14 protein-coding genes are annotated in these 11,997 nt (G+C 70.8%); all 14 read left to right on the top strand.

The window, feature by feature from the left end; all coding sequences use genetic code 11:
* Nucleotides 1-30 precede the first annotated feature (30 nt).
* The gene (locus Q8O14_08815; GenBank protein MDP2360841.1) at nt 31-2,355 is read left to right on the top strand and encodes a phospholipid carrier-dependent glycosyltransferase; all 2,325 of its coding nucleotides are present in this window, start codon (nt 31-33) and stop codon (nt 2,353-2,355) included.
* Nucleotides 2,352-3,428 (top strand): DUF4837 family protein, encoded by a 1,077-nt coding sequence (locus Q8O14_08810; GenBank protein MDP2360840.1) that lies wholly within the window; start codon nt 2,352-2,354, stop codon nt 3,426-3,428. Before Q8O14_08815 ends, Q8O14_08810 begins: the two co-directional genes overlap by 4 nt.
* On the top strand, nt 3,425-3,892 hold the full coding sequence (gene purE / locus Q8O14_08805; GenBank protein ID MDP2360839.1) for a 5-(carboxyamino)imidazole ribonucleotide mutase: 468 nt from the start codon (nt 3,425-3,427) through the stop codon (nt 3,890-3,892). The genes Q8O14_08810 and purE overlap by 4 nt, the downstream gene beginning before the upstream one ends.
* 53 nt (nt 3,893-3,945) lie before the next feature.
* Nucleotides 3,946-4,845: an SDR family oxidoreductase gene (locus tag Q8O14_08800; GenBank protein ID MDP2360838.1), complete on the top strand. Its 900-nt coding sequence runs from the start codon at nt 3,946-3,948 to the stop codon at nt 4,843-4,845.
* Nucleotides 4,846-4,858: 13 nt separating this feature from the next.
* A complete protein-coding gene (locus tag Q8O14_08795) occupies nt 4,859-5,581 on the top strand; it encodes a polyprenol monophosphomannose synthase (GenBank protein MDP2360837.1) in 723 nt (240 codons plus the stop codon).
* Nucleotides 5,582-5,589: 8 nt separating this feature from the next.
* The gene (locus Q8O14_08790) at nt 5,590-6,549 is read left to right on the top strand and encodes an acetyl-CoA carboxylase carboxyltransferase subunit alpha (protein ID MDP2360836.1); all 960 of its coding nucleotides are present in this window, start codon (nt 5,590-5,592) and stop codon (nt 6,547-6,549) included.
* Nucleotides 6,542-7,000 (top strand): thioesterase family protein, encoded by a 459-nt coding sequence (locus Q8O14_08785; protein MDP2360835.1) that lies wholly within the window; start codon nt 6,542-6,544, stop codon nt 6,998-7,000. The genes Q8O14_08790 and Q8O14_08785 overlap by 8 nt, the downstream gene beginning before the upstream one ends.
* A gap of 10 nt (nt 7,001-7,010) precedes the next feature.
* A complete protein-coding gene (locus Q8O14_08780; GenBank protein MDP2360834.1) occupies nt 7,011-8,288 on the top strand; it encodes a serpin family protein in 1,278 nt (425 codons plus the stop codon).
* Nucleotides 8,289-8,328: 40 nt separating this feature from the next.
* A complete protein-coding gene (locus Q8O14_08775; protein MDP2360833.1) occupies nt 8,329-8,511 on the top strand; it encodes a Trm112 family protein in 183 nt (60 codons plus the stop codon).
* 166 nt (nt 8,512-8,677) lie between these two features.
* Entirely contained in the window at nt 8,678-9,274 is a 597-nt protein-coding gene (locus Q8O14_08770) for a hypothetical protein (GenBank protein MDP2360832.1), read from the top strand.
* A 96-nt stretch (nt 9,275-9,370) separates the two neighbouring features.
* Nucleotides 9,371-9,673 (top strand): preprotein translocase subunit YajC, encoded by a 303-nt coding sequence (yajC, locus tag Q8O14_08765; GenBank protein MDP2360831.1) that lies wholly within the window; start codon nt 9,371-9,373, stop codon nt 9,671-9,673.
* 18 nt (nt 9,674-9,691) lie between these two features.
* On the top strand, nt 9,692-10,216 hold the full coding sequence (gene def, locus Q8O14_08760; GenBank protein MDP2360830.1) for a peptide deformylase: 525 nt from the start codon (nt 9,692-9,694) through the stop codon (nt 10,214-10,216).
* Nucleotides 10,217-10,220: 4 nt separating this feature from the next.
* Nucleotides 10,221-11,177, top strand: coding sequence for a methionyl-tRNA formyltransferase (locus Q8O14_08755; GenBank protein MDP2360829.1), 957 nt, complete (start codon nt 10,221-10,223; stop codon nt 11,175-11,177).
* 13 nt (nt 11,178-11,190) lie between these two features.
* Complete coding sequence (locus Q8O14_08750) at nt 11,191-11,991, top strand: hypothetical protein (protein MDP2360828.1); 801 nt, start codon at nt 11,191-11,193, stop codon at nt 11,989-11,991.
* Nucleotides 11,992-11,997 lie beyond the last annotated feature (6 nt).

Raw genomic sequence — 11,997 nt, 5'->3', positions numbered from 1 at the left:
CCGCTCTTGGAATCCGTCTGGAGGTGTGAGATGGGAGACGCGCTGAAGTCGGGCTTCGCCGAACTGCGCCTGGCCGGGCGAAGCTGGCGTCTTGATCTGGTCCTGCTGGCCATCCTGGTCCTGGCGGCCGGCTGGCGGGTCAACGGCCTGGACTGGGGCTGGACGGACTTCGATCCCGCCGCGCCCGACGCCACCGGCCCGGGCCGCTTCCATGCCTTCCATCCGGACGAGGCCTCCAACATCCGGGCGGCCCGCCTCTTCACGGAGTCGGACTCCTGGCGGCCCACAGGCGAGCTCTACGGCGAGCAAGTGGACTACAGCCTCTACGGCGCCACCACCATCTACCTGCACGTGGCGGTGGTCAAGGCGCGGGCCCTGCTGGGCGACATCCGCCCCTTCGACGAGGAGGATCCCCGCTCCTTCCGCGCCACCTGGCTGGCCGTGCGCTGGCTCACCGCCCTGCTGGGCCTGGCCTGCATCCCCATGCTCTACTGGGCGGCCCTCACCCTCCATGGCTTCCCGGCGGCGCGGCTGGCCGCGCTGCTGCTGGCCGGGGCGGCCTTCCATGCCCAGAGCGGGCGCTTCGGGACGGTGGACATGCCCATGGTCTTCTTCACCCTCTGGAGTTTCGCCCACAGCGCGCGCCTGCTCCGGGCGCCGGGGCGCCTGGACCTGGCCCTGGCCGCGCTGGCCGCCGGCCTGGCCGTCTCCACCAAGGTGAACGCCGTGCTGGTCGTGCTGCCCCTCATCCTGGCGGAGCTGCTGCGCGACCCGCTGCCGGCCGGACCCGGCCCCGCCGGCCGGATCCTGCTGCGCCGCCTCTTCTCCCTCCGCCTGCTGGGGGCGGGGGCGGGGGTGGTGGCCATCTTCTTCGCGCTCAATCCCTACGCCATCCTGGACTGGCGCAGCTACCTCTTCGCCGACCACGCCTTCGGACTGGTCCACATCCTGCGCAACGTGCGGGGAGACTTCTTCTACCCCTTCCAGATCCAGTTCGAGCATGTCTTGCCCTTTCCCTTTCTCATCGGCAAGGTGCTGTGGTGGGCGGCGGGTCCCGCCCTGCTCCTGGCCGGGCTGGCCGCCCTGCCCTGGATGGCCTGGCGGCGCTGGCGGGCCGACTGGCTGGTTCTCATCTGGTTGCTGCCCGGCCTGCTGCTGACAGGCGGGGCCAAGGTGCTCTTCATGCGCTATGCCCTGCCCTTCCTGCCCCTGCTGGCCCTCACCGCCGCCGTGGGGTTGTCCGACCTGCTGGCCTGGGCCTCCCGGCGCGGGCGGGGCGCCACGGCCGCGGCCTGGGCGCTGGCCGCCGCCGTGGCCCTCCCCTCGCTGGGCTGGACCGCCGCCCTTGCCTCCGTCCACGACCGGGAGGACAGCCGCATCGCGGCGGGCCGTTGGCTGGCCGCCCGGTTGCCGGCGGGCGCCGCCCTGCTCCACGAGCGCAGCGCCAATACGATCAAGACCGTCATCCACATGCCGCGCTACCGCAACGTCTGCCTGGAGATCCCCACCATCCACCGCGCCACGGGCGCCACCGAGGGCGAAAAGCTGGACTTCCTGGTCGACCGCCTGCGCCAGGTCGAGTGGGCCGCCATCCTGGAATCCAACCGCAAGCTGGGCTACGAGCGCAACGGGCGCTACCGGGCCGAACTCCGCTTCTACCAGGAGCTTTTCGCCGGGCGGCTGGGATTTGCCACCGACACCGTCTTCCAAACGCTGCCCACCGTGCTGGGGCTGGCCATCGACGACGAGCCCGCCGAGTTCAGCCTGCGCTACTACGACCACGAGGAGATCCACATCCTGCGCCGGGTGGACGCGGCGGCGCTGGACGAGCGGCTGGCCGCCCTGAAGGGCGAGTTCGCCACCGATCCCGCCACGGTCGACGGACGGCTGGCGCGGGCGGCCGCGCTGCTGGAACAAGGGGATCTGCACGGGGCGCGCGCCGCCGTGGTCCGCGTCCTCGACGAGGGAAACGAACAGCTCGCGCGCGGCGGCAACGGCGCTTTCGGATCGTCGGCGGCCTTCGGCCTGCTGGCCGTCATCTTCGAGGCCTCGGCCCTCCGCGCCGTGGAGGCCAACGACGCCTCCCAGGCGACGCAGCTGGTCAAGGAGACGGACCGTCTCCATTCCATGGCCGTGCAGGCTCCCACCACGCCCCTGGCGCGCAGCGAGCGCATGGCCGATTGGGTGCGCTTCCGGGCCCGCGCCCTGGGCGCCGCCGAAGCGCTGGGATTGCTCGAGCAGGCCTTCCAGAGCGGGCTGGACGGACCCGGCCTGCGGGAAGCGGCGGAAGGGCTGGGCGCAGGCCACCTGGTGGCGCGCCCGCCGCGCCCGACCGACCAAGGAGAGGAGCCATGACAACCATCCGTCCGCTTGTCCTGCTGATCATCCTGGCAGGGGCGTTTGCGCTGGGGGGCTGCACGCGACCCCGCTCGGAGGGACAGCGCTGGGAGGTGGCCGTGCTGGCCGACAGCACGCGCCACGAGGCCCTGGCCCCCTTGCTGGACAGCCTCTTCGTCGATCATTGGATCACGCCCATTCCCGAGCGACGCATGGGCTGGCATTGGGCCGATCCCGCCCGCCTGGAGATGTACCTGGCGCGGCGCAGCCTGATCATCGCCTCCGACGGACCGCCCGAGGGTCCGGTCGGCCGCTTCCTGGAGGGCCTGCTGGGGGCCGCCGTGCGCGACCGCATCCAGCAGGAGGAGGCCTTCCTCTTCCGCAAGCCGGACGCCTTCGCCCGCGACCAGCTCCTGGTCATCCTGGCCGCCCCCAACCCCGCCAGCTTCCGCCGGCAGGTCCTGGAGCGCGTGGGGGAGGTGCGCGCCCAGTTCCTCGAGCACGAGCAGGCCATGGAGCGGGAAGGCTACCGCAGCACGCGCCTGCAGAAGGAGCTGGCCGACAGCCTTGCCATCGCCTGCGGCTTCCGCCTGGCCATTCCGCCGGACTGGTTCGTGGTGCAGGGCGTCGCCGCGCCGCCCTTCGTCCGGCTGCGACGCCTCAATCCCGACCGCTGGATCACCGTGCACTGGGTGGACGGCCCCGACAGCCTGCGCCTGAGCGAGGAGGGCCTGCGCGCCGTGCGGGCCCGCCTGGGTCGCCTCTACTGGGACAAGGACTATTCGGAACCGAGCCATGGCCGCTTCAGCACGGTGCGCCTGGGCGGCCTGGAGGCCCGGCTGCTGGAGGGACTCTGGGGCACCGACGCCTTCATCGGCGGCGGCCCCTTCCTTTTCTATGCCCTCCACGTGCCGGGCGCGGCCGGCCTGCCGCAGGGCAGAACCTTTTATATTGACGCCGCGGTCCTGAATCCGGGTGGACCCAAATCCCCCTTCCTGCACCAGCTGAGCATGCTGGTGGCCACCTTCACGGGCACAGACGAGGAAGGGCGTCCCATCGGACCCGTGCAAGCGAAGGAGCCGACGCCATGACCCCTGCCCAGGTGCTGATCCTGATGGGCTCCGAAAGCGACCGCGCCGTGTTCGAGGCGGCCCTGCCCTATTACCGGCACTTCGGCATCCAGGCCGAAATGAAGGTCTCCAGCGCCCACCGCAACCCGGAGCAGACGGCCCGCCTGGCGCGCGAGGCGCGCCGCGCCGGCGTGGCGGTCATTGTTTGCGGCGCCGGGATGGCCGCCCACCTGGCGGGCGTGGTGGCCGCCCATTCCAGCCTGCCCGTCATCGGCGTGCCCCTGGACGCCTCGCCCCTGGGGGGGCTGGACGCCCTGCTGGCCACCGTGCAGATGCCGGCCGGCATTCCCGTGGCGACGGTGGCCATCGGCAAGGCGGGAGCGATCAATGCCGCCGTGCTGGCGGCGCGCATCCTGTCCCTGGGGGACCCGGAGCTGGCCGCCCGCCTGGATGCCTTCATGGCGGCCGGCGCCCGTCTGTCGTGATTGTCGCCGGGCTGGTCCCGCCGCCGGGGGTGACGGAGGCGACGCGTCCACGCGTGCTCCTGGCGGGTTGCCACGGCCGCCTGGGCCAGCACCTGCTGCGCGTCCTGTTGCCGGAGGCCCGCGTCCTGGGGTTGGGGGTGGAGGAGCGGAGCTTCGTCTCCCACCCCTCCTTCCGTTACCATCCGTTGGAAGGAGTCTCGCGGCGGGAGCTGAAGCCGCTCTTCCTGGATTTCCGTCCCCACGCCGTGATCAACGCCGCCGCCTGGACGGACGTGGACGGCGCCGAGACCAAGCGCGAGGCCTGCTGGCGGACCAATGTGGAGTTGACGCGGGCCCTGGTCGAGTGCTGCCGGCCGCACGGCGTCTGGCTGGGGCAGGTCTCGACCGACTTTGTCTTCAACGGCCGGGGTGGACCCTATCGGCCCGACGACGCCCCGGGAGCGACGGGCGTCTACGCGCAGAGCAAGCTGGCCGCCGAGAACCTGGTGCGCGGCGCCGCCATCCCGGCGGCCATCTTCCGCACCATTGTCCTCTTCGGCAAGGGCCACGGCCTCAAGCCCGACTTCTTCGAATGGACCCTGGGCGAGTTGCGTGGGGGCCGGCCCATCCGGGTGGTGACCGACCAGGTGGGCAACTGCTGCTGGGCCCTGGACCTGGCCCGCGCCATGGACGCGGCGCTGCGGATGCGGCGCACGGGCATCTTCCACGTGGCGGCGCGCGGCCGCATGTCGCGCCACGCCATGGCCCTGCTCCTGGCCCGGCTGGAGGGACTGGACGCCTCGCTAGTGCGTCCGCTGACGACGGCGGAGCTGGGGCAGGCGGCGCCCCGCCCCCGGGAGGGCGGCCTGGTGGTGGAGGAGACGGAACGGGCCCTGGGCCTGCGCTTCCCCGCCATCGAGCAAGCCCTGCGCGGTTGGCTGCGGGACCAGCCGCAAATGTGGTCGATCAATTGATCCGCGGAGCATCATGAGACCCGAGCGCGTCCTCGTCATCATCCCGACCTACAACGAGGCCGAGAACCTGGAGGCCTTGAGCGCCCAGGTCCTGGGGCAGGATCCGCGCCTCGAGATCCTGGTGGTGGACGACGGCAGCCCGGACGGCACGGGCCGCCTGGCGGACCGGCTGGCCGAGCGGGAGCCACGCCTGATGGTCCTCCACCGGCCGGGCAAGCTGGGCCTGGGCACGGCTTACGTGACGGGCTTCCGCTGGGCCATCGCACGCGGCTATGACGCCGTCTGCGAGATGGACGCCGACTTCTCCCACGATCCCATCGTGCTGAAGGAGTTCCTGCGCCAGATCGAGGACTGCGATCTCGTCATCGGCAGCCGCTACAAGACGGGGATCAACGTGGTCAACTGGCCGCTCTCGCGCCTGCTGCTCTCCTACGGGGCCAGCCTCTACACACGCTGGATCACCGGCATGCCGGTGCGCGACGCCACCTCCGGCTACAAATGCTTCCGCCGGTCCACCCTGGAGCAACTGGACCTGGAGCGCGTCCACAGCGGTGGGTACAGCTTCCAGATCGAAATCAATTTCATGGTGTGGCGCAAGGGCTTGTCCATCCGGGAGGTGCCCATCATCTTCGTGGACCGCCTGCAAGGCCACAGCAAGATGAGCAAGGCCATCGTCCGCGAGGCGATCTGGATGGTGTGGAAACTGAAACTGCGGGCCCTGCTGGGCCGAATCTGAGGAGCGCCATGGCACAGGCACAACCCCTCGAGTTCGAGAAGCCGGTGGCCGCCCTGGAGCGGCAGCTGGAGGAGATGCGCGCCCTCTCCCACACCACGGGCATGGACATGCGCCAGGAGATGACCGGTCTGGAGGAGAAGCTGGCCCGCCTCAAGGCCGAGACCTACGGCTCGCTCAGCTGTTGGCAGACCGTCCAGGTGGCGCGCCACCCCCTGCGCCCCTTCACCCTGGACTACCTGGAGCGCATCTGCCCCGACTTCTCCGAGCTGCACGGCGACCGCGCCTTCGCCGACGACCATGCCATCGTGGCCGGCTTCGGCCGCCTGGGCGGCCGCGCCGTGGCCTTCATCGGGCACCAGAAGGGGCGCGACACGCGCAGCAACATCTTCCGCAACTTCGGCATGCCGCAGCCCGAGGGTTACCGCAAGGCCCTGCGCATCATGAAGACGGCGGAGCGCTTCGGCCGTCCCATCATCACGCTGGTGGACACGCCGGGCGCCTATCCCGGCCTGGGAGCCGAGGCCCGCGGCCAGGCCGAGGCCATTGCCCGCAACCTCTTCGAGATGGCCCGCCTCCAGGTGCCGGTGGTGACCGTCATCATCGGCGAAGGGGGCAGCGGCGGCGCCCTCGCCCTGGCCGTGGGGGACCGCATCCTCATGCTCGAGCACAGCATCTATTCCGTGATCAGCCCCGAGGGCTGCGCCTCCATTCTCTTCCGCGACGCCGGGCGCGCCCAGGACGCCGCCGAGGCCATGCGCCTGACCGCCCCCAACCTGCTCAAGCTGGGGGTGGTGGACGAGGTGGTGCGCGAGCCCCTGGGCGGCGCCCACCAGGACTACAACGCCGCCGCCATGAGCCTGAAGGAGGCCGTCGTGCGCCACCTGGACGAGCTGGAGGCCTTGGATCCGGTCGAGCGCGTCAACCGCCGTGTCGCCAAATACGAGGCGATGGGCGTCTTCGATGGCTGAGCAAGGCGCCGGGGGCCTGCGGGTGGTGGGCCGGCTGCGCGTCCGCTATGGCGAGACGGACCAGATGCGCTTCGCCTACCATGCCCACGCCGCCGTCTGGTTCGACCAGGCGCGGACCGAACTCCTGCGGGCCAGCGGCCACTGCTACCGCGCCCTCGAAGAGGGCGGGCTCTGGCTGCCCGTCCTCGCCCTGCATGTGGACTACCACCGCGCCGCCCACTACGACGACGAGCTGGAGCTGCTTGCCGGCTTCCGTGGTGAGGAGGTGGCCGGCCGCCCCTCGCCCATCCAGTTCGCCATCGACTACGAGGTGCGGCGTGGCGGGGAGCTGTGCTACAGCGGCTGGACGCGCCACTGCTTCATGGCCGCCGGCGCGGGCGGCGGGCGGCGGGCGGTCCGCATCCCGCCGGAACTGAGACCGCTGCTGCAGGTCGGAGTGGCCAACGGATGAGGAAACTGTCATGATCGGTCGCGCCCGTCCCATCGTCGTCCACCACCTGAGGGCCGCCCTTGTCGCGCTGCTGCTCGCGGGCGGCTGCCGGGAGCCCGCCGCGCCTGAGGCGAGCCGCGGGGCCGCCGGCCAGACGCGGCCGGGGGAATCGCCGGCGTCGCTGGACGAGGGCTTGGCCTCGGCCGTCAACGACTTCGGCCTGGACCTGCTGCGCGCCACGCGGGGCGGCGCCGCGGACAACGTGCTCGTCTCGCCCGCCTCCGTCCACGCCGCCCTCGCCATGACCGCCCACGGGGCCACGGGCGAGACGGAGCGCCAGATGCGGCAGGTGCTGCGCACCACCGCGCTGAGCCGGGAGGAGGCGAATCGCCAGTGGGCTTCCCTGTTGCAGCAACTGGGCCGCCAGCCGGATCGGCAGCTCCTGCTGGCCAACGCCCTCTGGGCCCGCCAGGGCGTCGCCTTCCGCCCGGACTTCCTCGCGGCCAACCGCGACGGCTTTGGCGCGGAGATCACCACCCTCGATTTCACGAGGGCCGACCTGGCCGACCTGATCAACGGCTGGGTGGCGCGCGGCACGAAAGGCATGATCAGCCGCATCATCGACCAGGTCCCCGCCCAGGCCATTCTTCTGCTGGCCAACGCCGTCTACTTCAAGGCCGATTGGCAGCACTCCTTCGAGCGGGGCGAGACACGGAAGGAGGCCTTCCGCCGGGGGGACGGCTCGCGCGCCGAGGTCGAGATGATGCATGCGACCCGGCGCCTGCCCTACGTCGAGACCGGCCTCCTGCAGGCGGTGCGGCTGTCCTACAAGGGCGGGGCCTCCGCCTGTTACCTCCTGCTGCCGGCGCCGGACCGGAGCCTGGACACGGTCCTGGCCAGCCTGGCGGGGCCGGGGTTCGGGGAACTCAAGCGGCAGTTGGGGGAGGAGACCCGGGTCGTGCTGGGCCTGCCCCGCCTGGACACGGAGTTCGCGACGGACCTCGCGCGGCCGCTGGGCGCCCTGGGCATGCCGCGGGCCTTCGACCCGAACCGGGCCGAGTTCTCCCGCATGGCCGCGACCGACCTGCCCTTGTCCATCGGGAGCGTGCTGCACAAGACCAAGGTCAAGCTGGACGAGACCGGCACGGAGGCGGCCGCCGCCACCGTGGTCGAGATGGGCGTGACCTCGGTGGGTCCGGGCGGCGCGCCCCCCGTCATGATCTGCGACCGCCCCTTCCTCTTCGCCATTGTCGACGAGGGGAGCGGCGTCCTGCTCTTCCTGGGCGCGGTGGAGGACCCGGACCAGTAGCCGCCGGATGCCGCGGATTCCAATCACGGAGGATCTTCCCATGCCGGACCAGACCCATCCCGTTCCCCCGGAGCTGCGCCCGCTCTTCATCTGCCCCGCCTGCCAGGGCGAGCTGGATTGGAGCCGTATGGCGGAGATCCGCTGCACAGCCTGCGGCCGTGTCTATCCCATCGTGGGCGGCATTCCGGATTTTGTGGTGGACGGGGAGAAGCCGCCCGCCTGACCCATGGCGGTGGCCCTCCCGCGCGGCCATCTGCTCCCGCCCTTCCTGGCACTGCCGGCAAAGTCCTTGCTTGTCCCAGCCGCGAGTTCCTCCTTTCCGACCGTGCGATCTGCCCTGCCTCCGGTGGTCTGCCCCCTCCCGCGCCACATGAGCAAGAGGTGGCCCCATGAAGAAGCTGATGCTGATCCTGGGTTGGGCCGGGACGCTGCCCGCCCAGTTCGTCATCGAGCTGCCGGCCTCCGCCGTGGATCCCGGCGTGACGGCGGACCAGATCAGTTGCTGGGCGACCTTTGTCTGCGATTTCGGGAGCGGCGAGATCCACAGCGGCATCCCCATCGGACCCTGGGGCGACCCGCCCGCCTTCCAGATCGTGTTCATGCCTGACTGGGATGGCTGTCCTTCAGGTCCCCTGTGGAGCTCCTATCCTTATGTCACAGACGGGGAACTGAGCGTGTGCGGCCAAGTGCGGCGCATTGGATCCGTGATCCAGATGCAGATCGTCTGGTGGGGCAATCTTGTCCTGGACCAGCCCTTTCCGCCCTGTCCTGTCGCCACCCCCCTGCTGTCCATCCAACGGGTGGCCAACGGTTTCCGGCTTGTTTGGCCGGCTGTGCCCGGGGCCTCGCACGATCGCCTGGAGATGAGGACCGGCCTGGACCAGCCATGGACGACCCTGGCCACCCAGACGGGGACCACTTTCCTGGCCACGGGAGGCGGCTGGACGGCCACCTGCCTCTTCCGTGTCGTGGCCGTGTCGCCCTGAGGCCGCGCCGGGGATTGGCGGACGCGGCTCCTCCCCTCTCCCGCCCTCCCTTGCTACCTTCCGGCAGTCGAGCCATCCAACCAACGGGAGAGATTCATGCCGATATTTGCCCAGGCGGCGCCGGCGGGCGGCGGAATGAGTGGCATGCTGCTGACCTTCGGTCTGATGTTCGCCGTGATGTACTTCCTCATCATCCGACCCCAGCAGAAGCGTCAGAAGGAGCATCAGAAGATGCTGGAGGCGGTGAAGAAGGGTGACCGCATCATCACCAACGGCGGTCTGCACGGTCTGGTCAAGGACTTGCGCGAGGACACGCTCCTGGTCAAGATCGCCGAGAACACGGTGGTCGAGGTGAGCCGCGGCGCCGTGGCCAGCCGCAAGGGCGGCGAGAGCGAGTAGCCGCCCGGAAAGGATCGCATGGAGGAGTTGCGGGATCTGGAGATCCGCCTCATCGGCGACCCGGTCCTGCGTCGGAGGGCGCAGCCGGTGACCGAGTTCGGCCCCCCCCTGCGGGACTTGGCCGAGCAGATGTACGAGATCATGGTGGATGCCGTGGGCATCGGTCTGGCCGCGCCCCAGGTGGGGCTCTCCATCCGTTTCCTGGTGGTGGGCGTGCCCGTCGACGAGGGCGAGGGCCTCAAGTTGATGGCCTTCGCCAACCCGCGCATCGTGGAGCAGGAAGGCCGCTGCGTGATGGAGGAGGGCTGCCTGAGCATCCCCGAGATCCGCGAGGAGGTGGAGCGCCCCGAGCGCATCCGCGTGCACTGGCAGGACCTGGACGGCGCCGGGCAGGAGGCCTGGTTCGAGGATCTGGAGGCCCGCGTCATCCTGCATGAGATGGACCACCTGGAGGGCGTCCTCTTCGTCGACCGCATCAGTCCGGCCCGGCGGGCCACCCTCAAGCGCCGTCTGGCCCAGGTGGGCCGGCGGGGCAATCTCTGACCGCGTGGCACGCCTCGTCTTCATGGGCAGCCCCGCCTTCGCCCTGCCCTCCCTGCGGGCCCTGCGCGAGGCCGGGCACGAGATCGCCCTCGTCCTTTCGCGGCCCGACCAGCCCGCCGGGCGGGGCCGGAGGACCAGCCCCACGGCCGTGGCCGCCTACGCCCGCGAGGAGGGACTTCCCCTGGAATGTCCGGCCCGGCTGCGGGATCCCGCCCTGGGTGGGCGGCTGGCGGAGTCAGGGGCCGAGCTTTTCGTGGTGGTGGCCTATCGCATCCTGCCCGCCGCGCTGCTGGATGTGCCGCGCCTGGGCTCGATCAACCTGCATGGGAGCCTGCTGCCCCACTACCGCGGCGCCGCACCCATCGAGCGGGCCTTGATGGACGGCGTGGAGCGGACGGGCTTGACCACCTTCCTGCTCGAGCGGGGGGTGGACACCGGACGCATCCTGGGGCAGCTGGAGCTGGCGGTGGGGCCCGACGAGACGGCGGGCGAACTGCGGGAGCGCATGATGGGGGCGGGCGCCGCCCTCCTGGTGGAGTCGGTGGCGGAGCTGTTGGCGGGCCGGGGCCGCTTGCGGCCACAGCCAGAGGGCGATTTTGCGACGGCGCCCAAGCTGGGTCCGGCCGATCGCCTCTTGGATTTTCATCACCCGGCCGCCGCCCTGCACAACCAAGTGCGGGCCCTCTCCCCGGAGCCGGGCGCCCTGGCCCGTTTCCGCGGCCAGCCCCTGCAGCTGCTGCGCACCCGCGTGGCGGAGGAGGGGCGGCCCGCTGCCCCGGGACGGTTGCGGTCGGAGGGGCGGCGCCTCTTCGCCGCCTGCGGCGTGGGTGAGTTGGAAGTGCTGGAACTGGCTCCGGCCGGGCGGCGGCGGATGGAAGCCCGCGCCTGGCTGGCCGGGGCCCGCCTGGGACCCGAAGAGCAACTGGAGTCGGCGGAGCCCGCCGCGGGTGACCGCCCCTAGCCGGGAGACGAAGATGGCAAGCACGGGCATGACGTGGCTGGCCGCCCTTGGCCTGATGGCGGGGATGGCCCAGGCCGCCCCCTCCTTCGACGACCTGTTCAAGGACTTTGAGAGCACGACCAAGAGCCAGGTGGAGGATTTCGTCCAGCCCCTGGGCGACGCCCTGACCGCCCTGGCCTCGGGAGGGACCTTCCACGGCGCCCGCTCCAAGGGCTTGCTGGGCCTGGATGTCGGACTCAAGCTGGTCTCCGTGCCCTTCAGCTCCGGCGACGTGCCCGCGGGCAGCGTCCTGGACCGCAGCGAGGCCAGCGCGGTCGGGCTGCCCATGCTGACGGCAAGCAAGGGCCTGGTCAAGGGCCTCCAGGTCGGCGCCCGCTTCATGTCGCTGGAGCTGGACAAGGAGGTGGGCAGCCTGCAGCATCTGGGCGCCAGCCTCCGCTTCGAGATCAATGAGCTTTTCCACATCCCGCTGCTCATGCCCCGCCTGGGCCTGCAGGCGGACTGGAGCCGCCTCCAGGTCGGCGATGCGCTGACCACCACGGCGACGGGACTGGATCTCATCGTCTCCAAGTCCTTTGTCGTGCTGGAGCCCTATGCCGGCATCAGTCTGATCCAGGGCAGGACGGAGCTGGACTACACCAGCCGGGCCCCGGGCCTGGAGGGACAGAAAGTCGGCCTGGACCTGGATTCCAATCCCGTGCGGCTGGCGGCGGGTGTGAACATCACGCCCTTCCCCCTGCTCAGGATCAATGCCGAGTATGCCCTGGGCGATTTCAACACCATCACGGTGGGCGCGCTGCTCAACCTGTTCTAGACAAGA

The organism is bacterium, assembly GCA_030685015.1.
Lineage (GTDB): Bacteria > CAIWAD01 > CAIWAD01 > CAIWAD01 > CAIWAD01 > CAIWAD01.
Note: the sequence above shows the minus strand (reverse complement) of the source record. Positions and strands in the feature narration are given on the sequence as shown.

Coding starts and splice junctions, on each gene's coding strand:
- Q8O14_08815 (MDP2360841.1), top strand. CDS start 31: ATGGGAGACGCGCTGAAGTCGGGCTTCGCCGAACTGCGCCTGGCCGGG.
- Q8O14_08810 (MDP2360840.1), top strand. CDS start 2,352: ATGACAACCATCCGTCCGCTTGTCCTGCTGATCATCCTGGCAGGGGCG.
- purE (MDP2360839.1), top strand. CDS start 3,425: ATGACCCCTGCCCAGGTGCTGATCCTGATGGGCTCCGAAAGCGACCGC.
- Q8O14_08795 (MDP2360837.1), top strand. CDS start 4,859: ATGAGACCCGAGCGCGTCCTCGTCATCATCCCGACCTACAACGAGGCC.
- Q8O14_08790 (MDP2360836.1), top strand. CDS start 5,590: ATGGCACAGGCACAACCCCTCGAGTTCGAGAAGCCGGTGGCCGCCCTG.
- Q8O14_08785 (MDP2360835.1), top strand. CDS start 6,542: ATGGCTGAGCAAGGCGCCGGGGGCCTGCGGGTGGTGGGCCGGCTGCGC.
- Q8O14_08780 (MDP2360834.1), top strand. CDS start 7,011: ATGATCGGTCGCGCCCGTCCCATCGTCGTCCACCACCTGAGGGCCGCC.
- Q8O14_08775 (MDP2360833.1), top strand. CDS start 8,329: ATGCCGGACCAGACCCATCCCGTTCCCCCGGAGCTGCGCCCGCTCTTC.
- Q8O14_08770 (MDP2360832.1), top strand. CDS start 8,678: ATGAAGAAGCTGATGCTGATCCTGGGTTGGGCCGGGACGCTGCCCGCC.
- yajC (MDP2360831.1), top strand. CDS start 9,371: ATGCCGATATTTGCCCAGGCGGCGCCGGCGGGCGGCGGAATGAGTGGC.
- def (MDP2360830.1), top strand. CDS start 9,692: ATGGAGGAGTTGCGGGATCTGGAGATCCGCCTCATCGGCGACCCGGTC.
- Q8O14_08750 (MDP2360828.1), top strand. CDS start 11,191: ATGGCAAGCACGGGCATGACGTGGCTGGCCGCCCTTGGCCTGATGGCG.